The sequence below is a fragment of the Streptomyces sp. NPDC040432 genome (genome assembly GCF_055595445.1).
In genome coordinates this window covers 42,428-66,829 of record NZ_JBVIVP010000003.1, presented here as the reverse complement: position 1 = coordinate 66,829, position 24,402 = coordinate 42,428, and the positions used below count along the sequence as shown (strand labels likewise).

The following is a 24,402-nucleotide window of genomic DNA, read 5'->3' as shown; positions in this document are numbered from 1 at the left end:
TCACACGATCGGAGGCTCCCCCTCGATCGGACGGCCCAGCACCCCCGGCCGGCGCTGCCACGGCAGCGGACCGCCCGGAGGCCGGTACTCCACGCCGAGCGCGTCGAGGCGCGCGTAGTGGGTCGCCATCCGCTCCCCGAACCCGGCGTGGTCCCGGGATTCCGGTTCCGGCAGCGTCGACCACACCACCTCGGCGAAGGCCGCCAGCCTCGGGAACACCTGGTAGTCGACGCGGCTCTGGTTCTCCATCACCTCGGTCCACACGTTGGCCTGCGCGCCCAGCACGTGCGCGGCGGCTTCCGGCGACAGCTTCGGCGGCACCGGCTCGAAGCGGTACACGTCCTCCAGGGACCGCACGTACCCGATGGGCATCGGCTCGTCCGGGCCGCCCGCCTGACGGTGGTCCAGGTACACCTGCTGTTCGGGGCACATCACCACGTCGTGCCCGGCCTCGGCGGCGGCGACCCCGCCGGCGTAGCCCCGCCAGGAGGACACGACGGCGCCCTTGCCGAGGCCGACGGCGCTCACCTCGTCACCGGACTCCGCGGCCCGCGCGCCGGCTTCCGCGCCGCCCTCCAGGATCTCGTCCCAGCCGACGAGCCGCCGTCCGCGCTCCGCGAGCCAGCGGTCGAAGTGCCGGATGAACCAGGACTGGAGTCCGTCCTCCCCGTCCACGCCCAGCGCGGCGATCCGCTCCTGCGCGGCCGGGGACGCCTTCCACTGCGCCTTGGGGCACTCGTCGCCGCCCACGTGGACGAAGGGGGACACCTCCGCCGGGAACAGTTCCAGCAGCTCCTCGAAGACGCCTTCGTAGAACCGCAGTACGGCCTCGGTCGGCGCGAGGACGTTCTCCGAGATGCCCCAGTCGTCCCACACCTCCAGGGCGGCGGTGTCCACCACGTCGGTGTTCCCGAGCTCGGGGTAGGCGGCGATGGCCGCCTGGGAGTGTCCGGGCACGTCGATCTCGGGCACCACCCGCACGTGCCGTTCGGCGGCGTAGGCGACGATCTCGCGGATGTCGTCCTGGCTGAGGAAGCCGCCGTGGGGCACCTCGTTCCACAGCGGCGAGGCCCGGTGCCCCCGGCGGCTGCGGGCCCGCCAGGCGCCGGTTTCGGTGAGCCCGGGGTAGCGCTTGATCTCGACGCGCCACCCCTGGTCGTCCGTCAGGTGCAGGTGCAGCACGTTGAGCTTGTGCGCGACGAGCAGGTCGATGTAGCGCAGTACGCCGTCCTTCGGGAGGAAGTGCCGGGCGACGTCGAGCATCATCCCGCGCCACCCGAAGCGCGGGCCGTCGGCGATGGCGGCGTAGGGCAGGCTCCAGGTCCGCCCCGGCAGCGGCGCCCTGCGGTACGCGTCGGGGCCGAGCAGCTGACGCAGCGTCTGCGCGCCCCAGAACAGCCCGGCGGCCGAGGCGCCGGTCAGTTCGACGCCGTCCTCGCCGATGTCCAGCCGGTACGACTCCGGCCCGCCGCCCGCGCGCTCCGGGTCGACGGCCAGCCGTACGTCGCCCCGCGCGCCGGGGCCGGCGTCCGGGAGGTCCCACCCGGTGGCCGCTCCGAGTTCGCGGCGCAGCCACCGCGCGACGCCTTCGCAGTCGGGCCCGACGGTCAGGGACGGTCGGGGCCCGAAGGCGTGGGTCCGTCCGTCCCCGTCGGGAACCGCGTTCCGGGGTGCGGGGATCAGGTCCATGCGTCAGCCCTTCGCCACAGACAGCGTGTTGCGCCCTGCGCAACGATCGTTCCGCAGGGCGCTCGTCGCGCCGACACTAACCCGGGCCGGGGGCACACAAAAGGCCCCCGGCGCGCATCCGCGCACACGGGGACCTTCGGCGAACGGTTCGAGGACCTTCCTACTTGTCCTTGCCGCCCTTGTCCTTGTCGCCACCGGCGCCCATGGACTCGTAGATCTCCTTGCACATGGGACAGACCGGGTACTTCTTCGGGTCGCGGCCCGGGACCCAGACCTTGCCGCAGAGCGCGACGACGGGGGTGCCCCCGAGCGCGCTCTCCATGATCTTGTCCTTCTGGACGTAGTGGGCGAAGCGCTCGTGGTCGCCGTCGCCGTGGGACACCTGCGGCGTCGGCTCTACGAGGGTCCCCGTACCAGTCCCGCGATCGGGCTCAAGAGTGCTCATAAAGCCAGGGTACTGAACCCCACCCGGCTCAGTTCAGCGACGGGTCGTCCAGATAGGTGGCGACCATCGCGAGGTCGCTGCGCTGGCGGCGCAGGACCGCCCGCCAGAGCCGTTCGGGGTCGGGGAAGGAGACGTCACCCGGTTCGGAATCCACCACGTACCAGGCGCCGTCGCCCAGCTCGACCTCCAGCTGGCCCGGCCCCCATCCGGAGTAGCCCGCGAAGATGCGCAGCCCGCCGAGCGCCGCGGCCAGCAGTTCGGGCGGGGCCTCCAGGTCGACCAGGCCGATCGCGCCGTGCACCCGGCGCCACCCGAGCGGCCCCTCCTCGCCCGGGATCACGGCAACGCCCAGAGCGGAGTCGAGCGCGACCGGCCCGCCCTGGAACACCACCCCGGGGTCACCGGCGAGCGGCGCCCACGGCAGCAGGATGTCCCGTACGTCCACGGGGGTGGGGCGGTTGAGGACGACGCCGAGGGAGCCCTGCTCGTCGTGGTCGAGCAGCAGGACGACCGCGCGGTCGAAATTCGGGTCCGCGAGGGCTGGGGTGGCCACGAGCAGCCGCCCTGTGAGGGAGGACACCTCGGTCATGCGGACATGATCCCGCACAATCGCCCTTCAGGGGGAGCGGACGCCGGTATCGGATCGTGCGCAGCTCAGGGCGCACGGCGGCAGCGAGGAGCGCGCGGGGCGAAAACCCCCGGAAGTGAACACTCCGCTACTTGCCGCGCACACAGGGTGCTGTACCGAATTCATGACAGTCCTACGGCCGCGTCAGCCATACAAACAAGGGGGTGGTGCCCCTTACCCTTTTCACTGATCCCCTGCCCATCCCTCTCCGGAACGCGAGATCCATGACCGGCATCAGCGACGATGTACTGCTTGTTCACGGCGGAACCCCGCTTGAGGGCGAGATCCGTGTCCGCGGCGCGAAGAACCTCGTGCCCAAGGCCATGGTCGCCGCTCTCCTCGGCAGCGAGCCCAGCCGTCTGCGCAACGTGCCCGACATCCGTGACGTCCGGGTCGTGCGCGGGCTCCTGCAGCTGCACGGCGTGACCGTGCGTCCCGGCGAGGAGCCGGGCGAGCTGGTGCTCGACCCGACCCACGTCGAGAGCGCGAACGTCGCCGACATCGACGCGCACGCGGGTTCCTCCCGGATCCCGATCCTCTTCTGCGGTCCGCTGCTGCACCGCCTCGGCCACGCCTTCATCCCGGGCCTGGGCGGCTGCGACATCGGCGGCCGACCGATCGACTTCCACTTCGACGTGCTCCGCCAGTTCGGCGCGACCATCGAGAAGCGCGAGGGCGGCCAGTACCTGGAGGCCCCGCAGCGCCTCCGCGGATGCAAGATCCGCCTGCCCTACCCGTCGGTCGGCTCGACCGAGCAGGTCCTGCTGACGGCCGTCCTGGCCGAGGGCGTGACCGAGCTCAGCAACGCCGCCGTCGAACCGGAGATCGAAGACCTCATCTGCGTGCTGCAGAAGATGGGCGCGATCATCTCCGTCGACACCGACCGGACCATCCGCATCACCGGTGTCGACCGCCTCAGCGGCTACAACCACAAGGCGCTCCCGGACCGCCTGGAGGCCGCCTCCTGGGCTTCCGCGGCCCTGGCGACCGGCGGCAACATCTACGTCCGCGGGGCGCAGCAGCGCTCGATGATGACCTTCCTCAACACGTTCCGCCGGGTCGGTGGCGCGTTCGAGATCGACGACGAGGGCATCCGCTTCTGGCACCCGGGCGGCCCGCTCAAGGCGATCCACCTGGAGACGGACGTCCACCCCGGCTTCCAGACCGACTGGCAGCAGCCGCTGGTCGTCGCCCTGACCCAGGCCTCGGGCCTGTCGATCGTCCACGAGACGGTCTACGAGTCCCGCCTCGGCTTCACCTCGGCGCTGAACCAGATGGGTGCTCACATCCAGCTGTACCGGGAGTGCCTGGGCGGCAGCGCGTGCCGTTTCGGCCAGCGCAACTTCCTGCACTCGGCGGTCGTGTCCGGACCGACGAAGCTCCAGGGCGCCGATCTGGTCATCCCCGACCTGCGCGGCGGGTTCTCGTACCTGATCGCGGCGCTGGCGGCCGAGGGCACCTCGCGCGTCCACGGCATCGACCTGATCAACCGCGGCTACGAGAACTTCATGGAGAAGCTCGTCGAGCTGGGCGCGAAGGTCGAGCTGCCGAACGGCGACCTCGTCTGATCCCCTCCGGGGCCCCACGGGCCCCGGAAAGGCCGAAGGGCGGCCACCCCCGCGGGGGTGGCCGCCCTTCGGCGTTCTACGTACCACTGCCGTCCCGAGGGCCTCTGCGGCCCTCGGCACAAGGGCGGTACTACTTGCCCTTGGCGGCTTCCTTGAGCTTGGAGCCCGCGGAGACCTTCACGCTGTAGCCGGCCGGGATCTGGATGGGGTCGCCGGTCTGCGGGTTGCGCGCGGTGCGAGCGGCACGGTGGGTGCGCTCGAAGGTCAGGAAGCCGGGGATGGTGACCTTCTCGTCGCCCTTGGCGACAATCTCGCCGACGGTCTCGGCGAGCGCGGCCAGAACGGCGTCGGCGTCCTTGCGGGTCACCTCGGCGCGCTCGGACAGAGCGGCCACCAGCTCACTGCGGTTCATGTTGTACTCCCGTGTTCAACTTGCCTTAGAGGCGTGAGATCGAAGCCGATGCTGCCAGGGCCCTCGGACAGTCCCCGGACCCGGGTCTGAACGTCAGACCCTCTCGCCCGGTTACGCATCCTGCCCCCACCAGCGGCGGGAAAGCCAATCCGGCACCCGCCGGGGTCACACGAAAAGCGCCACAGTCACGCCGCGGTGACGCTCCGTCCGCACCGCCAGGCTCCGACCGGGTGCGGACCGCGAGCCACGCGGGCATCCCCGCAACCCTAGAGGCGCCCCGCCGGGCCCGCATCCCGCGACGCGCCGGTAGCGGGGCGTGGGGCCCGTCACAACAGTGTCGGGCGGGTGCTCCGGCGCGACCTCGGGGCGGGCGGTCGAACGGGCGGCCGAGGGGCGGGGCGACCCCGGCGGACGAACGCGTCGGGCGAACCGACCGGCGGGGCGGGTCCGTCGGGCCCGCCCGGGATCCCACGGGCCGTCACCCGCCCGCCGCAGCCGCCCCAGGGGCCGCTGCGGGGGCCGGACGCGCCGGACGGGCCCGGCGGGGGCCCCGGAGGCCGCCGGGCCCGTCCAGGGGCTACTGACCGGCGGTGGCGGCCTTGCGGACGGCTCCGGCGACCGCGCCGGCGACCTTGTCGTTGAAGACGGACGGGATGATGTAGTTCGCGTTCAGCTCGTCCTCGCCGACGACGTCGGCGAGGGCGCTCGCGGCGGCCAGCATCATGTCGGTGTTCACGGTCCGGGACTGGGCGTCCAGCAGGCCGCGGAAGACGCCCGGGAAGACCAGCACGTTGTTGATCTGGTTCGGGAAGTCCGAGCGGCCGGTGGCCACGACGGCGGCCGTCTGACGGGCTACGGCCGGGTCGACCTCGGGGTCCGGGTTCGCGAGCGCGAACACGATGGCGCCCTCGGCCATGGCCGCGACGTCCTCGCCGGAGAGCACGTTGGGAGCCGAGACGCCGATGAAGACGTCGGCGCCGACCACGGCCTCCTTGAGGGTGCCGGTGTAGCCCTCGGGGTTGGTGTTGTCCGCGATCCAGCGCAGCGGGGAGTCGGCCGCGGTGTCCACGAGGTCGGGGCGGTCCGCGTGCACGACACCGTGGATGTCGGCGCTGACCGCGTTCTTCACGCCCGCCGCGAGGAGCAGCTTCAGGATGGCCGTACCGGCCGCGCCGGCGCCGGACATGACGACCTTGACGTCCCCAACTGCCTTGCCGACGACGCGAAGTGCGTTCGTCAGGGCGGCGAGGACGACGATCGCGGTGCCGTGCTGGTCGTCGTGGAAGACGGGGATGTCGAGGGCCTCGCGCAGGCGGGCCTCGATCTCGAAGCAGCGCGGCGCGGAGATGTCCTCCAGGTTGATGCCGGCGAAGCCCGGGGCGATCGCCTTGACGATGGCGACGATCTCGTCGGAATCCTGCGTGTCCAGGCAGATCGGCCACGCGTCGATGCCGGCGAACCGCTTGAAGAGGGCGGCCTTGCCCTCCATGACGGGCAGCGCGGCCATCGGGCCGATGTTGCCGAGGCCCAGGACGGCGGAGCCGTCGGTCACGACTGCGACGGAGTTGCGCTTGATGGTGAGGCGGCGCGCGTCCTCGGGGTTCTCGGCGATCGCCATGCACACGCGGGCGACACCCGGGGTGTAGATCATCGAGAGGTCGTCGCGGTTGCGGATGGGGTGCTTGGACGCCATCTCGATCTTGCCGCCGAGGTGCATCAGGAAGGTTCGGTCGGAGACCTTGCCGAGGCTGACGCCCTCGATGCCGCGCAGCTTCTCGACGATCTCGTCGGCGTGCGCGGTGGACGTCGCGGCGATGGTGACGTCGATGCGGAGCTTTTCGTGGCCGGACGCGGTCACGTCGAGGCCGGTGACCGAACCTCCTGAAGACTCCACGGCGGTGGTGAGCTGGGAGACCGCGGTTCCGCTCGCGGGCACTTCCAGGCGGACCGTCATCGAATACGAGACGCTGGGCGCCGTTGCCATGGCCGTGTTCCTCTTCTGTCCCTGATTTCGCTGTACACAGGGCCCGCACACGGCAGGTGTGACAGGTCCCGTTGTCCGATCGTCCCACCTACCAGCCGGTAAAAGGTAACCAGCTACAAGTTTCGGAAGAACTCTTCCACCATACGAGAGACCAGGGGTCGGCGGAATGGTGGATTAATACAAAACAGGTCCGCGCCCCCCACTGGGTGGAGGGCGCGGACCTGGTATTCCGTCTGAGACACCGACCCGCCATGCTCGCCTCGCGGCAAGTGGTCGCTCTGAGCGACGAAGGTTGGGCCCGGGGGCTTGGATCGAGCCGGTGTCCTGACCAGGCTAACAAAGGTTCGCCGAAAGTGATCCCCCTCCGGCGACTTCGATGGCCCGCGTCACGCTCCTGGCCGCGGGCCATCCGGCCCCGTCCCGGAGCCGCCCCCCGGGCGGGCGGCTCCGGGCAGGACCGGCTCGCCCGTCAGGGCCTCAGCAGCTCCGGGACGCCGTCCGCGCCCGGCCGGTCGGCCGCCGCCGAGACCACCGTCAGCTGCTGCGTCGCGCGCGTCAGCGCCACGTACAGCACGCGCAGGCCCGCCGGGGACTCGTCCGCGATCTCCGCCGGGGAGACGACCACCGTGGCGTCGTACTCCAACCCCTTGGCCTCCAGACTGCCCAGCGCCACGGCCCGCTCCCCGAGGTCGGCCAACCAACCGGCCGCCTCGGCCCGACGGTCCATGGCCACGACCACGCCGACCGTGCCGTCCACCTGCTCCAGCAACCGCCGCGTCTCCTCGCGGACCGACGCGCCCAGATCGGCCCCGGCCGCCGAGAAGCGCGGCTCCAGGCCGGTGGAGCGCACCGCGGTCGGCGGCTCCATGTCCGGCATCGCCCGCTTCAGCACCCGGGAGGCGACCTCGGCCACCTCGGCCGGGTTGCGGTAGTTCACCGTGAGCGTGAAGCGCCTGCGCGGCCTGCGCCCCAGCGCCTCGTCCCGGGCGGCGGCGGTCTCCTCGGGATCGGTCCACGAGGACTGGGCCGGGTCACCGACCACCGTCCAGGTGCCCGTCCGGCCCCGCCGACCCACCATCCGCCACTGCATCGGCGTCAGGTCCTGGGCCTCGTCGACGATGACGTGGGCGTACTCGGTGCGCTCGGCCGCGATGCGCTCCGCCCGCTCCCACTGGGTCTCCTCACGGGTCGGCATCAGCTCCTCCAGCCCGCTGAGCTGGTCGAGCGGATCCATGTCCCGGCGCCGCTTGGGCCGCGCGGGCGCGCCGAGGAGCTGCTGGAGCTCGTCCAGCAGGGCCACGTCGTGCACCGACAGCGGACCCTTGCCGTCCGGGCCGACGCGGCGCAGGGAACGCGCCAGCTGCCGGGTCTCGCGCGGGTTCAGGTCCCGGCGCGACCAACGGCCCAGGCGCCGCTCGTCGGCCATCGCCGCGAGGACCTTGCGCGGGGTCAGTTCGGGCCACCAGGCGTTGAGGAAGCCGATGAAGTCGTCCTCCGTGGAGATGTCCTCGTCGAACGCGGACCGCAGCTCGGCCGCGAGCTCCGGGTCACTGTGCCGGCCCGCGCCGCCGGACTTCGAGTACAGGGCGTCGAGGAGCAGCTTGCGGGCGCGCGGGCGCAGCAGGTTCACCGGCGCCGTGCCCCCGAGCACGTTCTGCCGGATCCGGTTCAGCTCGGCCGACTCCAGCTCCTGACGTCGCCCGAAGGCCACCACGCGGAGCCGGTCCGGCGCCTCGCCCAGCTCCAGGGCTCCCCGTACCGCCTTGCGGAGCACCTTGAGCATCCGGGAGGAGCCCTTGATCCGGGCGACGGCCGGATCGTCGTACGTGGTCGCCTCGGCCCCGTCGACGAGCGAGCCCAGCGCCCGGATGGCGACCTGTCCCTCCTCGCCGAGGGAGGGCAGCACGCCCTCCGTGTAGGCGACGAGCAGCGGGGTCGGCGAAACGATCAGGATGCCGCCGGAGTAGCGCCTGCGGTCCTGGTAGAGCAGGTACGCCGCCCGGTGCAGGGCGACGGCGGTCTTCCCGGTACCCGGCCCGCCCGCCACCTCGGCGACGGACGCGGCGGGAGCCCGGATGACCAGGTCCTGCTCGGCCTGGATGGAGGAGACGATGTCCCGCATCGAGTGCGTCCGCGCCCGGCCGAGGGCGGCCATCAGCGCGCCGTCGCCGATGGCGGGCAGCTCGACGCCGTCGAGGGTGGCGGTGACCTCGGGACGCATCAGGTCGTCCTCGACGCCGAGGACCTTGCGGCCCTTGGACCGGATCACGCGACGGCGCACGACACGACCGGGGTCCTTGGGCGTGGACCGGTAGAACGGCGCGGCCGCCGGGGCGCGCCAGTCGATGACGAGGGGCGCGTAGTCGGTGTCGAGCACGCCGATCCGCCCGATGTGGAGGGTCTCGGCGATGTCGGCGGTGAGGTCGGGCCGGATCGCGTCGTCGGCGGGCTCGACGGAGGTGAACGCGCCGTCCGAGCCGCGCTCCCCGTCCTTGCCGAGGAGGAGGTCGATCCGTCCGAAGAGGAAGTCCTCGAACTCGTTGTTCAACCGGTTGAGGTGGATCCCGGCGCGGAAGACCTGCGCGTCGCGTTCGGCGAGCGCGCCGGGCGTGCCGACCTGGCTCCGTTTGGCGGCGTCGTTCACCAGGAACTCGGCCTCGTGGATCTTCTCCTCAAGGCGTCGGTACACCTGGTCGAGATGCGTCTGCTCGCCCGCGATCTCCCGATCGCGGACGGAATCCGCCGTGCTGTCGACAGCGGCATTCTGCGCGGCCACCAAGGCCCCCTTCTGACGTGCATGGGCGACCGTCAACCGTACGCGAATCCGGGCCCTGTGCGCACGCCGGTTCCGCGCGCCGGACGAATTACGCGGATCGGGATGGGGTGAGCGGGATCGGACGTGCCCGGATCGGGGTGGTTTCGCCGACTTCCGCTCCCGCGAGGGTCGTCCGTCGCTTCGTCCACTCGGAGGACGGCGCCACTGCGGCGGGTTGGTCAGATGGAGGGGACCGACTTCCCTTCCGTACGTCCCCAGGAGGTTTCCGTGCCCAGCACCACTTCTTCCACCGCCCCTTCTCCCACCGCGCTCGACGGGACGGGACCCGACTTCCTGGAACTGCTGAGGATTCCGGTGATCTCCAGTAGGCATTCCAACGAGCAGGAGCTCTGCGTGGCGGCCTGCGGTTCCTTCTGCTTCCAGAGCGGGAACGCGAGGCTGTCGCCGAAGGCGCGAGCCCGGGCCGAGGCGCCGACCCCCGCCTGACCGGCCGTCGTCAGCCCTCCCCCGCCACCCCCGCCGCTCCCGCCGCACCCGCCAGCCGCTTCCGGTGGCGGGCCACGCGCTCGCGGTTGCCGCAGAGTTCGCTGGAGCACCAGCGGCGGCGGTGGCCCCGGGAGGTGTCCAGGTAGACCCGGGCGCAGCCGTCGCCCTCGCAGGCGCGGAGCAGGGCCATGTCGCCCGGGTCCGTGAGCAGTTCCACGGCGTCACGGGCCACCGAGGCGAGGAGGCCGGCGCATTCGACGCCGCCGCACAGTTCCCGTACCAGGTGGCCCTCGCCGTCCCGGACGGCACACAGGCCCGGGGGTGGACCGGCGGCCGCGGCGTTGACCCGGGCGAGGGCCTCCTCGGCGGGGCCCCGTCCGGCGAGTTCGGCGCGCACGAGGCGGTCGACGTCGTCGCGCAGGCCCCGGAACGCGGCCACCCAGTCGGGTCCCAGCCCTCCCAGCGGGGTCCGGTCGGGCACCAGGCCGACGCCGACGAGCCACAGGCGCAGTTCGTCGCCGTCACGGATGCCTTCGGTGTGCCCGTGGGGGCTGAAGGTGGCCAGTAGGTCCAGACAGATCCGTCCGGAGTCGAACCACATGCCCGTCACCGCCTCGGTCGCCGTGGGCCGCCTCCCCAGAGTGCCGTCGGCGGGGGCGTTGCGGAACCCCCCGTGAGGTGGGCTACGCGGCGGGCGGGTCGTCGTGGAGCAGGCGTTGGAAGAGCCGGTGGTCGCGCCAGGCGCCGTTGATGTGGAGGAAGCGGGGTGCGAGGCCGTACTGGGTGAAGCCCGCCTTGGCCAGGACCCGCTGGGAGGCGAGGTTGTCGACCAGCGTCCCGGCCTCGACCCGGTGCAGGCCGGCCTCGTCGCGGGCGATCCGGCAGACCTCCTCGACGGCGGCGGTCGCGAGGCCCTTCCCGGCCCAGGCCTGGTCGATCCAGTAGCCGACGCCGCCGCTGCACAGGGGGCCGCGGACGATGCTGCCGAGGTTGATCGTCCCGATGGGGTCGCCGTCGGCGGTCAGGACGTACGGCAGGACCCGCCCGGCGTCGCGGTCGGCGAGCAGGGTCGCGACGCGGGCCAGTTGGCCGTCCTCCGTGTAGAACTCCGGTGCGCGGTGGGGCTCGTAGGGCGCCATGTAGGCGCGGTTGCGCGCCAGTACGTCGGCCAGCGCCCCGGCGTCGTCGAGCGTGACGCCCCTCATCTCCACCCCGTGCATGACCATCCGAGCACGCTAACGGAACCGCCCCGGCCTGCCCAGTCCCCCGACCCGACCGGTGGCGGGCCCCGGCCCCGCCCCCCACCTCCGTGCCGTGGGGCGTCCTCACCCCCGGGCCGTGAACCGGTCCTCGCCGCCCGCGTCCACCGACAGCCGGTACCCGCGCTTGACGACCGTCTGGATCAGCAGCGGCGCCCCGAGGGCGGCCCTCAGTCGGGCCATCGCCGTCTCGACGGCGTGCTCGTCGCTGCCCGCGCCCGGCAGGGCCCGCAACAGGTCGGCCCGGGACACCACCCAGCCGGGCCGGCGGGCCAGCGCCTCCAGCAGGGCCATGCCGGCCGGGGGTACGGGCCGCAGCTCGGAGTCGACGAGCACCGCGTGGCCCCGGATCTCCAGCCGGTGCCCGGCGACGGGGAGCACCCGGGCCCGCCCGGGCAGTTCCTGGCAGAGCAGTTGGACGAGCGGCCCGAGCCGGAAGCGTTCGGGCTGGACGGTGGGGACGTCCTGTGCCTGGAGCGGCAGTGCGGTGACCGGGCCGACGCACGCGGACAGGACGGGTCCGCGCAGCGCCTCCAGGACGGCCTCCCGCAGTCCGCGTTCCGCGGCCCGGGAGAGCAGCGAGGCGGCGGCGGGCGCGGAGGTGAAGGCGACGGCGTCGACGGCGCCCACGGCCACCGCGTCGAGCAGCCGGTCCAGGGGGGCGAGGTCCTCGGGCGGCATCCACCGGTAGACGGGTACGGGGACCACGTCGGCGCCGCCGGCGCGCAGCGCCTCGACGAAGCCGGGCAGGGGTTCTCCGTGGAGCTGGAGGGCGATGCGGCGGCCGGCGACGCCGGCGTCGAGCAGCCGGTCCAGTACCTCGGCGAGCGATTCGGACGCCGGGGACCAGGCCTCGACCAGTCCGGCGGCCCGTACGGCGCCCTTCACCTTCGGTCCGCGGGCGAGGAGTTCGGTGGCCCGGAGCCCGGCCAGCAGGTCCTCCCCGATGCCCCACCCGTCGGCGGCCTCGATCCAGCCGCGGAAGCCGATCGCGGTGGTCGCGACGACGGCGTCCGGCGGGTCGGCGACGAGTTGCTCGGTCGCGGCCATCAGCTCGCCGTCGTCGGCCAGGGGCACGATCCGCAGGGCCGGCGCGTGGATCACGGCCGCCCCGCGCCGCTTCAGCAGGGCGATGAGGTCGTCGGCCCTGCGGGCGGCGGTGACTCCGATGGTGAACCCGGAGAGCGGCCCGGCGGCGGGCGCGTCCGCAGCGGTGGACGGACCGGCCGCCCCGCGGGCGGAGCCCGTGCCCGGAGCCGCGGCCGGCCCCCCGACCGACCCCGTGTCCCTGGCGTCGTCGCCGTCTTCGTCGACCATCGTTGTGACCTGCCTCGGCTGCCTCGCCCGGTGCCCGGCTGGGCCTACCCGGTGGGGGTGGGGTGTCTCGTCGCGGGACCGAGCCTGCCAAGCCGTCGTGTCGGACTCGGTTCCACCGCATTTCCGCGCCGTAACGCCGCACGCCGCGCCCCTGCCGTCACACGGTCGTGAGGTGCGGTTCCGCCTCGGTTCCGGCGGTGGGGGCCGTCACCCGGGCGGGTCGGCGAAGGTATACCGCCCAGGTGACGGCGCAGCACGCCGCGTAGAAGCCGAGGAAGGTGACGAAGGCGGCGCTGCCGGATCCGGAGGAGGCGAACGCCTCCCGGAAGACCAGGTTGATGGCGAGTCCGCCGAGCGCGCCGACGGCTCCGATCAGTCCCATGGCGGCCCCGGAGAGTCGACGTCCGTAGGCGGCGGCCTCCTCGCCGGTCATGCCGCGGGCGAGGGCCTTGGCCTGGAAGATCCCGGGGATCATCTTGTAGGTGGAGCCGTTGCCGACGCCGCTGAGGGCGAACAGTGCGACGAAGCCGATGAGGAACACGGGCAGCGATTCCCGTACGGAGGCCAGGACGACCACACCGGTCGCCGCGGCCATCGCCACGAACCCGGCCAGGGTGATCCGCGCTCCGCCGAAGCGGTCGGCGAGCGCGCCGCCCACGGGCCGTACGAGGGAGCCGAGGAGCGGTCCGATGAAGGTCAGCGACGCGGCCTGGAGCGGGGTCCGGCCGAACTGGGTCTGGAGCACGAGGCCGAAGGCGAAGCTGTAGCCGATGAAGGAGCCGAAGGTGCCGACGTAAAGGAACGCCATGATCCACGTGTGGACGTCACGGGCCGCCTCCCGGACGGCGCCCGCGTCGTTGCGGACGGGCGCCAGGTTGTCCATGCGGACCAGCGCCAGGACAGCCGCGGCGACGATCAGCGGCAGGTAGGCGGCGAGCAGCAGCCTCGGCCGGTCCGCTCCGGCGGTCGCGATGACGAGGAGGGCGGAGAGCTGGACGACGGGGACGCCGATGTTGCCGCCGCCCGCGTTGAGGCCGAGGGCCCAGCCCTTCTTGCGGAGCGGGAAGAAGGCGTTGATGTTCGTCATCGAGGAGGCGAAGTTGCCGCCGCCCACCCCGGTCAGCGCGGCGACGGCCACGAAGCCGGCGTACGAGGTCCCGGGTTCCATGACGACGAGCGCGGCCACCGTCGGCGCGAGGAGCAGCAGCGCGCTGACGACGGTCCAGTTGCGGCCTCCGAAGCGGGCGACGGCGAAGGTGTAGGGCACGCGCACCAGGGCGCCGACGAAGGTGGCGGTGGCGATGAGGAAGAACTTGCCGGCGGGGTCGATGCCGTACTGCGGGCCCATGAAGAGGACCATCACGGACCACATGGACCAGATGGAGAAGCCGATGTGTTCGGAGAACACGGAGTAGAGGAGGTTGCGACGGGCGGTCCGCTCGCCGGTCTCCTTCCAGAACGTCTCGTCCTCGGGTTCCCACCGCTCGATCCAGCGGCCCCCCTTGCGCGGTGCGGTCGTACCGGTCATCACACGCCTCCACAGCTGTCGCGTCCGTGGTCCGACCGTAGGAAGGGCGCGTTTCGGCCCCGGTCCCCGCCGGATGACCGGCGGGAAACCTTGCACTCACCAGCTTGCGGAGCCCGGTGTGAGTGCGGCGGGGAGCCAACTGTCCGCGGGCACTTCCGGCCGGCCCGCCGGGCCCTGGAGCTCCTCGACGGCCCGGAGCAGGGCGTCCAGGCCGGGGTGGACCAGGCCCTTGCGCCACACCATGGACAGCGGGGACAGCGGGACGGGGTCGACGAGGGGCCGTTCGACGGCGCCGGGCATGTCGGGGAAGCCGACGGTGACCAGGACCGGGTTGCGGGTCTTGGCCATCACCCGACCGAACTCCTCCTTGCCGACGGCCACCGGGGCGGGCGGCGCCGCTTCGATGCCCCGTCCGGCGAACAGTTCGGCGGCGAGCCGCGTCCACTCCATGGTGCGCGGGTTGCCGGCGCCCGTGTAGACGGTCTCCCCGGCCAGCGCGGCCAGCGGTACGTGGTCCCGCGCGGCCAGCGCGTGCCCGTCGGGCAGCAGTACGGCGAGGGGTTCGTACCGTACGGGTCGGTGGGCGAGGCGGGTCCGCAGGGCCGGGTCGAGGCCTGCGGCGTAGCCGAAGGAGACGTCGAGGCGGCCCGCGACGATCTCCCCGGCCGCGTGGGTGAGGCCGCTCTCGAAGCGGGCCATCAGCTCGCAGCCGGGGGCGAGCTCGCGGGCGCGTTCCAGGACGCGGCGACCGGTGCCGGGACCGTCGGTGTTCACGTCCACGAGGAGCGCGCGGGGCGGGCCGGCGAAGGCGGCGGCGAGTTCCTCGTGCGCGCGCAGCACGGCGCGGGCGTACGGCAGCAGCCGCTCCCCCTCGGGGGTGAGGTCGACGGCCCGGGTGGTGCGGACGAACAGGGGCGCCCGTACGACGCGTTCGAGGCGGCGCACATCGCGACTGAGAGCCTGCTGCGCGATGTGGAGCCGGGCGGCGGCGCGGGAGAAGTGGAGGTCCTCGGCGACGGCGACGAAGCGGCGCAGCAACCGGGGGTCGACGTCGCGGGAGAGCATCCCCGGAGATTAACAACAGGGAGCGGTGAATGGCTCCCGAACAGGTGTTGGACCGCCGGCGGGTCCGGGCCGCAGGCTCGGGGCATGCCGCAGAAGACCCCGTTCATGGCCGTGACGGGCAGCACCCTGGTCCTGTCCCCCCGCCGGCCCGACGCCCCCCGCACCACCGCCACGGCCCGCGGCCCCGCCGCCACCCGCACCCGTGCCCCGGGCCCGTACCGGCGGCTCTTCGCCCTCCCGGGCACCCGCGGCTTCACCGCCGGGAACCTGATCGCCCGCCTGCCCATGGGCATGTTCGGGATCAGCGCGGTGCTGATGATCGCGGGCCAGCGCGGTTCGTACGCCCTCGCCGGCGCGGTCACCGCGACCGGGTTGGCCGCCACCGCGCTCGTCGCCCCGTGGACGGCCCGGCTGGTCGACCGGTACGGCCAGGCGCGGATCGCCCTGCCCGCCACCGCGATCGCGGTCCTCGGCTCGCTGTCGCTCATCCTGTGCGTCCGTGCGCAGGCGCCCGCCTGGACCCTCTTCGCCTCGTACGCGGCGACCGCCACCACCCCCAACATCGGCGGCATGTCCCGGGCCCGTTGGACCCACCTGCTGCCGCCGGCCTCGCACCACACGGCGATGTCCTTCGAACAGGCCGCCGACGAACTCTGCTACCTGCTCGGTCCCGTGGCGGCGGCGTTCCTGTGCACGGCGCTCTTCCCGGAGGCGGGCACCCTCGTCGCGGCGGTGCTGCTCCTGGCCGGGATGACGGTGTTCACCGCGCACCGCGCCACGGAGCCCCCGCCCGCCGGCCTGCGGCCCGCCGCCGTCGGGCCTTCCCTGGCGAGCCGGTTGCTGCCGCTGCTCGGTCTGTTCCTCGCCACCGGTGTCGTCTTCGGCTCGATGGAGGTCACGTCCATCGCCCACCTCGGCGCGCAGGGGCTCGGCGCCGCGACCGGACCGGTCCTCGCCCTCCAGGCGGCGGGCTCCTGCGCGGCCGGCCTGTTCTACGGGACCCGGCGGCCCCGGAGCCTGCGGACGTGCCTGCTCGCCCTGGCCGCCGCGATGGCGTTGCCCTGGATCGCGGCCGGCGCGGGCTCCCTCGCCCTGCTGGGTTGCGCGCTGCTGCTGGCGGGCGCGGCGACGGCCCCGGCAATGGTCACCGCGATGGCGCTCGTCCAACGGATCACCCCGCGGGAGCGGCTGAACGAGGGCATGACCCTGGCCGTCACCGCGATCCTCGGGGGCATCGCCGTCGGTTCGGCGACCGCGGGGCTGACCGTCGACCACCTCGGCACGACGACGGCGTACCTGCTGCCCGCCACTGCCGCCCTGTTCGCCCTGTTCACCTCCGTTTCGGGACGATTTGATCCGGCGGCCGAGTGATCACTCCCGCGTGGGACTCCCCGCCGCCGCGCGGGATCGGCCATAACTGGGGGGTCTTCCCCCAGCGCCCTTCCCCTTGCGGAGGAACACCCCTTGCCTGCTTTCCGTTCCGTGCCCGCCGCCCTGTTCGTCGCCGCCGTCACCGCCGGCTGCCTCCTGCCGGCAGCGCCGGCCCTGGCCGACTCCTCGAACCTGCGTTTCTCCCAACCGTACGTCCCCTCGATCGCTCCCGGCCGGACGGGACGCGTCGTCATCGCGGCCGTGGGCGGGGCGGAGGCGACGCGCAGCAGCGCCTTCCGCATCACCGCTCCGGAGAGCACCACGTTCCCCGAGGCCCGCGTCTACTGGAACGGTGACCGCGCCGGCGGCTCCTGCGAACGCTCCTCGGACGCCCGCCTGCTGACCTGCGACGCCGGAACCCGCGCGGGCTTCACCTTCCCGGCGAACACCCGGACCCGCCTTTCGGTGTCGGTCCACGTGGACGCCGACGCTCCCGAGGGAGTCACCCTGGACGGCGGCGAATGGGCCGCCGGCACCGAGGAGTCGGCCCTGTTCGCGGTGTCCACCCCGGTGACGGGCCCCAAGGGCGACGACGGCCGGCCGGGCCACGACGGCAAGCCCGGCCACCACGGCAAGCCGGGCCGCCCCGGTCCGCAGGGCGAGAAGGGCGACAAGGGCGACAGGGGCGACCGCGGGGAAACCGGCCGCGACGGCCGCGACGGCGTGACCGGCCCCACCGGCCCGCAGGGCCCGACCGGCCCGCAGGGCCCGAAGGGCGACAAGGGCCCCAAGGGTGACCGGGGCCCGGCCAACGGCCCCCGCGGACCGCAGGGCCCCAAGGGCGAGAAGGGCGAGAAGGGCAACCCGGGTCCGCGGGGTCCCAAGGGCTCCGACGGGAACCGCGGCCCGACCGGCCCTCAGGGCCCCCGAGGCCCGAAGGGCGACAAGGGCGACACCGGCAAGCCCGGCGCCTGCAAGAAGTGCGGGAACGCACACGGCGGTCACGACAAGCCCGGCCACGACGACCACGGCGGGAAGACCCCGAAGGCCCGCATCGTCTCCCCCGGCAAGGGCCTCGGCATCCGCTCCGGCCCCGGCACCCGGTACGCCGAAAAGGGCAAGGTGGCGACCGGCGCCGTCGTCGCCCTCCAGTGCAAGGTCAACGGGCAGACGGTCGACGGGAATTCGATCTGGTACAAGCTCGCCGACGGCACCGGCTGGATCGCCGCCCGCTACGCCCAGAACCTCAACAAGGTCCCCTTCTGCTGACCTGATCCCCCGGCGGGCCCCCACCCCGCCCGGACATGACGAAGGCCCCGCAGCACGAGCCGCGGGGCCTTCGCCCGCATGTACCACCGACAGTGGGGAGCGGGAAAACCGGCACACTCGTACCACTCTCCGGTACCTATCCCGTACCGTAAATACGTACCGGAGAGAAGGAGTGATCATGTCCATGAGCGCCAGCGAAGCCCGGGCCGCCCTCTTCCCCCTCATCGAACGCGTCAATACCGACCACCACCCGATTCGGATCACGTCGCGCAACGGCGACGCCGTTCTCATGTCGGCCGACGACTACGACTCGTGGCAGGAGACCGTCTACTTGCTGCGGTCCCCCGCCAACGCCCAGCGTCTGATGGAGGCCGTGGCCAGAGACCGCGCAGGCGCTCCCACGACGGTCACGTCCCTCGATGAGCTGCGGGAGTTGGCCGGAGGCGAGGAGTGAGGAGCGTTCACTTCGATCCCGACGCCTGGGAGGACTTCCTCTTCTGGCTCGCCTCCGACCGGAAGATGGCCCGCAGGATCACCCGCCTGATCGGCGAGATCCAACGCGATCCGTTCACCGGAATCGGCAAGCCCGAGCCGTTGAAGGGGGAACTGTCCGGCTACTGGTCCCGCCGCATCGACGATGAGCAGCGCCTCGTGTACCGGGCGGACGAGAAGGAAGTGAAGATCCTCAAGGCCCGCTACCACTACTGACCTTCGGCCCGGACATGACGAAGGCCCCGCAGCCTGAGCCGCGGGGCCTTCGCCCACATGGGGTTGGTGGAGATGGCGGGAATCGAACCCGCGTCCAACGGTGCAGAAGTAGGGCTTCTCCGAGCGCATTCCGCTGCGCTTTTCTCGGCCCCGGAGATCACACGGACAAGTCTCCGACGGGCTCAGTCACTGTTTGATTTCCCTCTATCCCCCGTGACCGGAGTTAGAGGTTTAGATCCCTAATTGACGCCAGGATCCGGACCGGGACCACTTCCGGGCTGACGCTCCTCACAGAGGCTTCAGCTCACTGTTATTAGGCAGCGAGGGTGAAGCGGGAGTTATCGCTCTTGGAGTTGGCGATTATTGTTTGCGACATATGGTTAACGAGATCATTGCCGCTTCCTCGGCTCGCTTCCCCTACATCGACATCCGCTGTCGAAACCGATCATCCCCATGTTTCACGCTGTTCAGTTGTTGAGATCCAGCAGGCGCTCTCCATGCGTCCCGCTCGACCGGCACCACCCGCGAACGCGTGGTGCTGACGCCATCGTACGCGAAGTGGACCTCCGCGTGCCAGGACATTAAAGCCGGCCGCGCTCCTTGCGCTTGACGGCCGAGATCACGCGGTTCGTCTCGCGCGTGTCCTGCTTCTCGCGCAGCGCCTGACGCTTGTCGTACTCCTTCTTGCCCTTCGCCAGTGCGATCTCGATCTTCGCCCGGCCGTCCTTGAAGTACAGGGCGAGCGGCACGATCGTGTTGCCGGTCTCCCCCGTCTTCGAGTCCAGCTTGTCGATCTCCTCGCGGTGCAGGAGGAGCTTGCGCTTGCGCCGCGCGCTGTGGTTGGTCCAGGTTCCCTGGCTGTACTCCGGCACGTGCACGTTGTAGAGCCAGGCCTCGCCGCTCTCCACCGACACGAAGCCGTCCACCAACGAGGCACGGCCCTGGCGCAGGGACTTGACCTCGGTGCCCGTGAGCACGAGACCGCACTCGTAGGTGTCGATGATCGTGTAGTCGTGCCGCGCCTTCTTGTTCTGGGCGATCAGCTTGCGCCCTGTTTCCTTAGCCATAGTGCGGTCATTTTCGCACTACGGACCCACCCCGAGGCCACCCAATACCTTGCGCGCCCGCTCCTCGGCCCCCTCGCGGGCGGCCAGGTCCGGGGTGATCCCGCCGCCGTCGAGGCTGCGGCCCCCCGGCGTGCGGTACGTGCCCACGGTCAGCTCGGCCACCGAACCGTCCGGGAGCTCGGTGGGCATCTGCACCGAGCCCTTGCCGAAGGTGCGGGTGCCGACCGTCACCGCGCGGCCCCGGTCCTGGAGGGCGCCGGTGACCAGCTCGGCCGCGCTCATCGTGCCGCCGTCGACGAGGGCGACCAAGGGCCGCCCCGTGTCCCCGCCGGGGGCGGCGTACAGGGCGCGCTCGGAGCCCCGTACGTCGTACGTCGCCACCAGCCCGCCGTCCAGGAACGCGGAGGCCGCGGTCACCGCCTCGGCGACCAGCCCGCCGGGGTTGCCGCGCAGGTCCAGCAGCACCCCGGCGCCGGGCGGGGCCTCGCGCACCGCCGTCCTCACCCGCTCCCCCGAGCCTCGGGTGAAGGAGTCGACCTTGATGACGGTGATCCCGTCCGCGAGGCGGTGTACGGTCACCGGTTCGGCGCGCAGTTGCTCCCGGCGGACGGTCTCGGTCAGGTCCACGCCGTCCCGGCTGAGGTGCAGCACCACCGGGGTACCGGCCTCGCCGCGCAGCAGGGCCACCACGTCGACCACGGCGAGGCCGGAGACGCCCTGCCCGTCGACGCTCAGCAGCCGGTCACCGGCGCGCAGGCCGGCGCGGGCGGCGGGGCCTGCGGGTTGGACGCGGTCGACCCGGATCCAGCCCTCCCGGGTGCGTTCGGCCCAGAGGCCGACGCCGGTCCAGTGGCCGTCGAGGTCGTCGGCGAAGGCCGCGTATTCACCCCGGTCGTAGACCGTGCCCCAGCGGTCCCCGCTGCGGCTGACCACCTCCTGCGCGGCCTTCTTGCCGGACTTGCCCTCGGCGACGGCCTCCGCGGCGGCGCGGGCGACGGCCTCGCGGTCGGCGGTGCCGGTCGCCCGGGGCGCGTCGGGTGCCGCGGGCGCGGGTGCCGGGGCCGGGTCGGGAGCGGCGGCCCGCGCGGGAACGCTCGTACGGGCGAGGGTTCCGGCCTCCGCGGCGTCCCAGCGGCCGGTGCTCACCGCGGCGACGACGGAGGTCAGGAACACCAACGTCAAGACGGCCCCGCGACGCAGGTCGCGGGGCCGGGGACAGTGAGCGGGCAGACCCGGCATGGCGCCGAGTCTAGGACAAGCCCCGTCGCGGTACGGCGGGTTGGGCGTACCTCACAGGGGGCGCTCGTCACACCTTCAGGTACTTGCGCAACGCGATGAAGGCGGCCAGGGAAGGCATCAGCAGCCCGATGACCAGCACCAACGGCAACTTGGTGAGGACGGCGTCCCACCCGATGAAGTTGATCAGTTCGAGCTTGTCGCGGAGCGCGGCGCCGTGGTCGATCACGAAGTACTGGCCGGCGCCCAGCATCAGGCAGGCCAGTGCGGCACCGATGAGGCCCGCGACGGCCGCCTCCATGATGAACGGGACCTGGATGTAGAAGCTGGAGGCGCCGACGAGCCGCATGATGCCCGTCTCCCGCCTTCGGCTGAAGGCCGAGACGCGCACCGTGTTGACGATCAGCAGCAGCGCCACGATCAGCATGATCAACATGATGCCGAGGGCGGCCCAGTTGAGGTAGCCGAGCAGCTTGAAGAGGTTGTCGAGCTGCGAGCTCTGGTCGGCGACCGACTGGACGCCGTCGCGGCCCGTGAAAGCGGAGGTGATGACCTCGTACTTCTCCGGGTTCCTCAGCTTGACGCGGAAGGAGTCGGGCATCTGGTCGGGGGTGACGACCGAGGCCAGGGCCGTGTGTCCGAAGCGTTCCTTGTAGTGCTTGTAGGCCTCGTCCGAGGACTCGTACGTGACGGTCTGTACGAGCTCCATCCGCTTCAGCTCGGTCTCGATCCCCTGCCGCTGCTCGGGGGTCACGGCCCCCTCGGAGCAGGCGCGGGGCGAGCCGACCGCGTCGGACGCGCCTCCGGCGGCGGGCGGACCGGCGGCCGCGTTCCCGGCGGCCTCCAGGGCGTCGTTCTTGGTGCAGAGGTAGACCGTGACGTTGACCTTGTCGTACCAGTACCCCTTCATGGCGCTCACCTGGTCGCGCATGAGCAGGGAGCCGCCGAACAGGGCCAGCGACAGGGCCACGGAGATGATGACCGCGAAGGTCATGGTGAGATTGCGGCGGAGGCCGACGCCGATCTCCGACATGACGAACTGGGCGCGCATGACGTCTCAGGGGCCTTTCAGTGCTGGTAGCCGTAGACGCCGCGCGACTGGTCGCGCACGAGTCGGCCCTCTTCGAGTTCGATGACGCGCTTGCGCATCTGGTCCACGATCTGCTGATCGTGCGTCGCCATGATGACGGTGGTGCCGGTCCGGTTGATCCGGTCCAACAACTTCATGATCCCGACGGAGGTCTGCGGGTCGAGGTTGCCCGTCGGCTCGTCCGCGATCAGCAGGGCGGGCCGGTTGACGAAGGCGCGGGCGATGGCCACGCGCTGCTGTTCGCCGCCGGACAGTTCGCCGGGCATCCGACCCTCCTTGCCGCCCAGACCGACGAGTTCCAGCACCTGCGGGACGGACTTGCGGATCTCTCCCCGCGGTTTGCCGATGACCTCCTGTGCGAAGGCGACGTTCTCGGCGACCGTCTTGTTGGGCAGCAGCCGGAAGTCCTGGAACACGGTCCCCAGCTGGCGCCGCATGTGCGGCACCTTCCAGTTGGAGAGCTTGGCGAGGTCCTTGCCCAGGACGTGCACCTGGCCGTGACTGGCCCGTTCCTCGCGCAGGACCAGCCGCAGGAAGGTGGACTTGCCGGAGCCGGAGGAGCCGACCAGGAAGACGAACTCGCCCTTGGCGATGTCCAGGGAGACATCTCTGAGTGCGGGCCGGTTCTGCTTCGGGTAGGACTTGGAGACGTTGTCGAATCGGATCACGGGTGCACCACGGGGTCGCCGGGAGTAGGTGAGCGTGACCATACGCGAACGTGCGGTGGGTGTGGACCCGCCCACCGCAGTTGCCCGAATAATCCCCGGGTGCCCGCGCAGCCCGATCGTGATTGCCCGGACGGGTCGCGCCGAATGCCTTCGGAGCCGGCACAGTGGTAGGGGGAACGGACTCGCTCCCCGTGCCGTTGTACGAGGGGACGAGAGGAGGAGCGCATGACATATGACCGGCTCGTGTGCGCGAACTGCGCCGCGCCCGTCAACCAGGGCCGGTGCCCGGTGTGCCGGGCGAACCGGAAGCACCTCCAGCAGGAGGGGCCCTTCGCCGGGCTGAACCCGGTGACACTCATCGCGCTTCTGGTGGTGCTGGTGGCGGCGCTGGCGCTGGCGGCCCAGACCGCCTAGACCGCCCGCCCGCGGGCACGTCCCGATCACACGGAATGGGGAAGGGCCCGGACACCCAAGGTGTCCGGGCCCTTCCTCGCGTCGTGGGTCCGCACGCGGTGAGGTCCGTTACGCGGACTGCTCCTGCTGCTTGCGCCAGCGGATCCCGGCCTCCAGGAAGCCGTCGATCTCGCCGTCGAGGACCGCCTGCGGGTTGCCGACCTCGAACTCCGTCCGCAGGTCCTTGACCATCTGGTACGGGTGCAGGACGTAGGACCGCATCTGGTTGCCCCAGGAGCTGCCGCCGTCCTTGAGGGCGTCCATCTTGTCCTTCTCCTCCTGGCGGCGCCGCTCCAGCAGCTTGGCCTGGAGCACGTTCATCGCGCTGGCCTTGTTCTGGATCTGCGAGCGCTCGTTCTGGCAGGAGACGACGATGCCGGTGGGCAGGTGCGTGATGCGTACCGCCGAGTCGGTGGTGTTGACGCCCTGGCCACCGGGGCCCGAGGCGCGGTAGACGTCCACGCGCAGCTCGGCCTCGTCGATCTCGACGTGGTCGCTGGTCTCGACGACCGGCAGCACCTCGACGCCCGCGAAGGAGGTCTGGCGGCGGCCCTGGTTGTCGAAGGGCGAGATCCGGACGAGCCGGTGGGTGCCCTGTTCGACGGAGAGGGTGCCGTAGGCGTAGGGGGCCTTGACGACGAAGGTGGTCGACTTGATGCCGGCCTCCTCCGCGTACGAGGTCTCGTACACCTCGGTCGCGTAGCCGTGGCGCTCCGCCCAGCGCAGGTACATGCGCTGGAGGCGCTCGGCGAAGTCGGAGGCGTCGACGCCGCCGGCCTCGGCACGGATGTTGACCAGGGCCTCGCGCTCGGCGTACTCGCCGGAGAGCAGGGTCCGGACCTCCATCTCGTCCAGTGCCTTGCGCACCGAGACCAGCTCGGCCTCGGCCTCGGCGAGGGTGTCCGCGTCGTCCATTTCCTGGGCGAGCTCGAACAGCACCGCGAGGTCGTCGATGCGCCCGCGCAGGCTCTCGGTCTTGCGGACCTCGGCCTGGAGGTGCGAAAGCTTGCTCGTGATCTTTTGAGCGGCTTCCGGGTCGTCCCACAGGGACGGCGCGGCGGCCTGCTCCTCAAGCACGGCGATATCTGCCCTCAGCTTGTCGAGGTCCAGGACGGCCTCGATCGACCCCATGGTCGAGGAGAGGGACTTCAGCTCTTCGGATACATCGACAACTGCCACGGGCCCAGCCTAGCCGGTCCCCGGGCGGCACTCTCCGGCCAGGCCGGATCGGTACGTACGGACAGGGGTGGGTACAGGCGTACGCTCACCGTATGACCGTCCCACTCGTGAAGCGCCGCCATGTGGACCACATGCGTGTCACGACGACGAGCTGTCTGCCGACGGACCTCGCACGAGCCTGATCCACCCCGATCCGACTTCGGT

23 protein-coding genes and 1 other RNA gene are annotated in these 24,402 nt (G+C 71.8%); 7 read left to right on the top strand and 17 right to left on the bottom strand.

Features of this window, described 5'->3' with window-relative positions; all coding sequences use genetic code 11:
* From ACZ58N_RS07535 to ACZ58N_RS07525, 3 genes are all read right to left on the bottom strand, one after another.
* Complete coding sequence (locus ACZ58N_RS07535; RefSeq protein ID WP_471156729.1) at positions 1-1,689, bottom strand: beta-N-acetylhexosaminidase; 1,689 nt, start codon at positions 1,687-1,689, stop codon at positions 1-3.
* Positions 1,690-1,849: 160 nt separating this feature from the next.
* The gene (locus ACZ58N_RS07530) at positions 1,850-2,134 is read right to left on the bottom strand and encodes a DUF3039 domain-containing protein (RefSeq protein ID WP_281211013.1); all 285 of its coding nucleotides are present in this window, start codon (positions 2,132-2,134) and stop codon (positions 1,850-1,852) included.
* A 28-nt stretch (positions 2,135-2,162) separates the two neighbouring features.
* The gene (locus ACZ58N_RS07525) at positions 2,163-2,723 is read right to left on the bottom strand and encodes a YqgE/AlgH family protein (protein WP_281211014.1); all 561 of its coding nucleotides are present in this window, start codon (positions 2,721-2,723) and stop codon (positions 2,163-2,165) included.
* Positions 2,724-2,986: 263 nt separating this feature from the next.
* Here ACZ58N_RS07525 and murA point away from each other — a divergent pair, with 263 nt between their 5' ends.
* A complete protein-coding gene (gene murA, locus ACZ58N_RS07520; RefSeq protein ID WP_362880443.1) occupies positions 2,987-4,330 on the top strand; it encodes a UDP-N-acetylglucosamine 1-carboxyvinyltransferase in 1,344 nt (447 codons plus the stop codon).
* A gap of 130 nt (positions 4,331-4,460) precedes the next feature.
* Here murA and ACZ58N_RS07515 read toward each other — a convergent pair whose 3' ends face one another.
* The 3 genes from ACZ58N_RS07515 to ACZ58N_RS07505 all read right to left on the bottom strand — a co-directional run bounded on the left by ACZ58N_RS07515 (position 4,461) and on the right by ACZ58N_RS07505 (position 9,502).
* A complete protein-coding gene (locus ACZ58N_RS07515; RefSeq protein ID WP_007264399.1) occupies positions 4,461-4,742 on the bottom strand; it encodes an HU family DNA-binding protein in 282 nt (93 codons plus the stop codon).
* Between the two features lie 577 nt (positions 4,743-5,319).
* Complete coding sequence (locus ACZ58N_RS07510; RefSeq protein WP_471156725.1) at positions 5,320-6,726, bottom strand: NAD-dependent malic enzyme; 1,407 nt, start codon at positions 6,724-6,726, stop codon at positions 5,320-5,322.
* 469 nt (positions 6,727-7,195) lie between these two features.
* Positions 7,196-9,502: a HelD family protein gene (locus tag ACZ58N_RS07505; RefSeq protein WP_471156721.1), complete on the bottom strand. Its 2,307-nt coding sequence runs from the start codon at positions 9,500-9,502 to the stop codon at positions 7,196-7,198.
* 267 nt (positions 9,503-9,769) lie between these two features.
* On the opposite strand from ACZ58N_RS07505, the gene ACZ58N_RS07500 reads away from it, so the two are divergent.
* Positions 9,770-9,988: a hypothetical protein gene (locus tag ACZ58N_RS07500; protein ID WP_471156718.1), complete on the top strand. Its 219-nt coding sequence runs from the start codon at positions 9,770-9,772 to the stop codon at positions 9,986-9,988.
* A gap of 10 nt (positions 9,989-9,998) precedes the next feature.
* Here the strand turns inward: ACZ58N_RS07500 and ACZ58N_RS07495 are convergent, their stop codons facing one another.
* The 5 genes from ACZ58N_RS07495 to ACZ58N_RS07475 all read right to left on the bottom strand — a co-directional run bounded on the left by ACZ58N_RS07495 (position 9,999) and on the right by ACZ58N_RS07475 (position 15,157).
* Positions 9,999-10,589 carry a CGNR zinc finger domain-containing protein gene (locus tag ACZ58N_RS07495; protein ID WP_471156715.1) on the bottom strand — a complete coding sequence of 197 codons (591 nt, stop codon included), beginning with the start codon at positions 10,587-10,589 and terminating at the stop codon, positions 9,999-10,001.
* 82 nt (positions 10,590-10,671) lie between these two features.
* The gene (locus tag ACZ58N_RS07490; RefSeq protein WP_471156712.1) at positions 10,672-11,214 is read right to left on the bottom strand and encodes a GNAT family N-acetyltransferase; all 543 of its coding nucleotides are present in this window, start codon (positions 11,212-11,214) and stop codon (positions 10,672-10,674) included.
* 99 nt (positions 11,215-11,313) lie between these two features.
* Complete coding sequence (locus ACZ58N_RS07485) at positions 11,314-12,564, bottom strand: uroporphyrinogen-III synthase (protein ID WP_471156709.1); 1,251 nt, start codon at positions 12,562-12,564, stop codon at positions 11,314-11,316.
* A 157-nt stretch (positions 12,565-12,721) separates the two neighbouring features.
* Entirely contained in the window at positions 12,722-14,092 is a 1,371-nt protein-coding gene (locus ACZ58N_RS07480; protein WP_471156706.1) for a nitrate/nitrite transporter, read from the bottom strand.
* 96 nt (positions 14,093-14,188) lie between these two features.
* Entirely contained in the window at positions 14,189-15,157 is a 969-nt protein-coding gene (locus tag ACZ58N_RS07475; RefSeq protein ID WP_471156703.1) for a LysR family transcriptional regulator, read from the bottom strand.
* Positions 15,158-15,241: 84 nt separating this feature from the next.
* Here ACZ58N_RS07475 and ACZ58N_RS07470 point away from each other — a divergent pair, with 84 nt between their 5' ends.
* From ACZ58N_RS07470 to ACZ58N_RS07455, 4 genes are all read left to right on the top strand, one after another.
* Positions 15,242-16,528: an MFS transporter gene (locus ACZ58N_RS07470; RefSeq protein ID WP_471156701.1), complete on the top strand. Its 1,287-nt coding sequence runs from the start codon at positions 15,242-15,244 to the stop codon at positions 16,526-16,528.
* A 93-nt stretch (positions 16,529-16,621) separates the two neighbouring features.
* Positions 16,622-17,797, top strand: coding sequence for an SH3 domain-containing protein (locus tag ACZ58N_RS07465; protein ID WP_471156698.1), 1,176 nt, complete (start codon positions 16,622-16,624; stop codon positions 17,795-17,797).
* A gap of 178 nt (positions 17,798-17,975) precedes the next feature.
* Complete coding sequence (locus ACZ58N_RS07460) at positions 17,976-18,251, top strand: type II toxin-antitoxin system Phd/YefM family antitoxin (RefSeq protein WP_471156695.1); 276 nt, start codon at positions 17,976-17,978, stop codon at positions 18,249-18,251.
* Positions 18,248-18,505: a Txe/YoeB family addiction module toxin gene (locus tag ACZ58N_RS07455; RefSeq protein ID WP_471156694.1), complete on the top strand. Its 258-nt coding sequence runs from the start codon at positions 18,248-18,250 to the stop codon at positions 18,503-18,505. The genes ACZ58N_RS07460 and ACZ58N_RS07455 overlap by 4 nt, the downstream gene beginning before the upstream one ends.
* Before the next feature lie 64 nt (positions 18,506-18,569).
* Here the strand turns inward: ACZ58N_RS07455 and ssrA are convergent.
* The 5 genes from ssrA to ftsE form a co-directional block, all read right to left on the bottom strand.
* Positions 18,570-18,958, bottom strand: a transfer-messenger RNA (tmRNA) gene (gene ssrA, locus ACZ58N_RS07450).
* Between the two features lie 128 nt (positions 18,959-19,086).
* The gene (gene smpB / locus ACZ58N_RS07445) at positions 19,087-19,572 is read right to left on the bottom strand and encodes an SsrA-binding protein SmpB (RefSeq protein WP_243337352.1); all 486 of its coding nucleotides are present in this window, start codon (positions 19,570-19,572) and stop codon (positions 19,087-19,089) included.
* An 18-nt stretch (positions 19,573-19,590) separates the two neighbouring features.
* Positions 19,591-20,811 carry a S41 family peptidase gene (locus tag ACZ58N_RS07440; RefSeq protein ID WP_471156691.1) on the bottom strand — a complete coding sequence of 407 codons (1,221 nt, stop codon included), beginning with the start codon at positions 20,809-20,811 and terminating at the stop codon, positions 19,591-19,593.
* A 67-nt stretch (positions 20,812-20,878) separates the two neighbouring features.
* Positions 20,879-21,859 (bottom strand): permease-like cell division protein FtsX, encoded by a 981-nt coding sequence (gene ftsX, locus ACZ58N_RS07435; RefSeq protein WP_471156688.1) that lies wholly within the window; start codon positions 21,857-21,859, stop codon positions 20,879-20,881.
* Between the two features lie 17 nt (positions 21,860-21,876).
* Positions 21,877-22,566, bottom strand: a complete 690-nt coding sequence (ftsE, locus tag ACZ58N_RS07430; protein WP_471156685.1) for a cell division ATP-binding protein FtsE — start codon at positions 22,564-22,566, stop codon at positions 21,877-21,879.
* 225 nt (positions 22,567-22,791) lie between these two features.
* Between ftsE and ACZ58N_RS07425 the strand changes: the two genes are divergently transcribed.
* The gene (locus tag ACZ58N_RS07425) at positions 22,792-22,980 is read left to right on the top strand and encodes a hypothetical protein (RefSeq protein ID WP_389706849.1); all 189 of its coding nucleotides are present in this window, start codon (positions 22,792-22,794) and stop codon (positions 22,978-22,980) included.
* Positions 22,981-23,088: 108 nt separating this feature from the next.
* Here the strand turns inward: ACZ58N_RS07425 and prfB are convergent, their stop codons facing one another.
* Entirely contained in the window at positions 23,089-24,198 is a 1,110-nt protein-coding gene (gene prfB / locus ACZ58N_RS07420) for a peptide chain release factor 2 (RefSeq protein ID WP_471156682.1), read from the bottom strand.
* Positions 24,199-24,402: the final 204 nt, after the last annotated feature.

Bases quoted from the DNA above. Each gene is read 5' to 3' on its own strand.
- ACZ58N_RS07475 (WP_471156703.1), bottom strand. From the start codon at position 15,157: ATGCTCTCCCGCGACGTCGACCCCCGGTTGCTGCGCCGCTTCGTCGCC.
- ACZ58N_RS07470 (WP_471156701.1), top strand. From the start codon at position 15,242: ATGCCGCAGAAGACCCCGTTCATGGCCGTGACGGGCAGCACCCTGGTC.
- ACZ58N_RS07485 (WP_471156709.1), bottom strand. From the start codon at position 12,564: ATGGTCGACGAAGACGGCGACGACGCCAGGGACACGGGGTCGGTCGGG.
- ACZ58N_RS07525 (WP_281211014.1), bottom strand. From the start codon at position 2,723: ATGACCGAGGTGTCCTCCCTCACAGGGCGGCTGCTCGTGGCCACCCCA.
- ftsX (WP_471156688.1), bottom strand. From the start codon at position 21,859: ATGCGCGCCCAGTTCGTCATGTCGGAGATCGGCGTCGGCCTCCGCCGC.
- ACZ58N_RS07530 (WP_281211013.1), bottom strand. From the start codon at position 2,134: ATGAGCACTCTTGAGCCCGATCGCGGGACTGGTACGGGGACCCTCGTA.
- ACZ58N_RS07490 (WP_471156712.1), bottom strand. From the start codon at position 11,214: ATGGTCATGCACGGGGTGGAGATGAGGGGCGTCACGCTCGACGACGCC.
- ACZ58N_RS07460 (WP_471156695.1), top strand. From the start codon at position 17,976: ATGTCCATGAGCGCCAGCGAAGCCCGGGCCGCCCTCTTCCCCCTCATC.
- ACZ58N_RS07515 (WP_007264399.1), bottom strand. From the start codon at position 4,742: ATGAACCGCAGTGAGCTGGTGGCCGCTCTGTCCGAGCGCGCCGAGGTG.
- ACZ58N_RS07495 (WP_471156715.1), bottom strand. From the start codon at position 10,589: ATGTGGTTCGACTCCGGACGGATCTGTCTGGACCTACTGGCCACCTTC.
- ACZ58N_RS07425 (WP_389706849.1), top strand. From the start codon at position 22,792: ATGACATATGACCGGCTCGTGTGCGCGAACTGCGCCGCGCCCGTCAAC.
- ACZ58N_RS07535 (WP_471156729.1), bottom strand. From the start codon at position 1,689: ATGGACCTGATCCCCGCACCCCGGAACGCGGTTCCCGACGGGGACGGA.
- murA (WP_362880443.1), top strand. From the start codon at position 2,987: ATGACCGGCATCAGCGACGATGTACTGCTTGTTCACGGCGGAACCCCG.
- ACZ58N_RS07440 (WP_471156691.1), bottom strand. From the start codon at position 20,811: ATGCCGGGTCTGCCCGCTCACTGTCCCCGGCCCCGCGACCTGCGTCGC.
- ACZ58N_RS07480 (WP_471156706.1), bottom strand. From the start codon at position 14,092: ATGACCGGTACGACCGCACCGCGCAAGGGGGGCCGCTGGATCGAGCGG.
- ACZ58N_RS07510 (WP_471156725.1), bottom strand. From the start codon at position 6,726: ATGGCAACGGCGCCCAGCGTCTCGTATTCGATGACGGTCCGCCTGGAA.
- smpB (WP_243337352.1), bottom strand. From the start codon at position 19,572: ATGGCTAAGGAAACAGGGCGCAAGCTGATCGCCCAGAACAAGAAGGCG.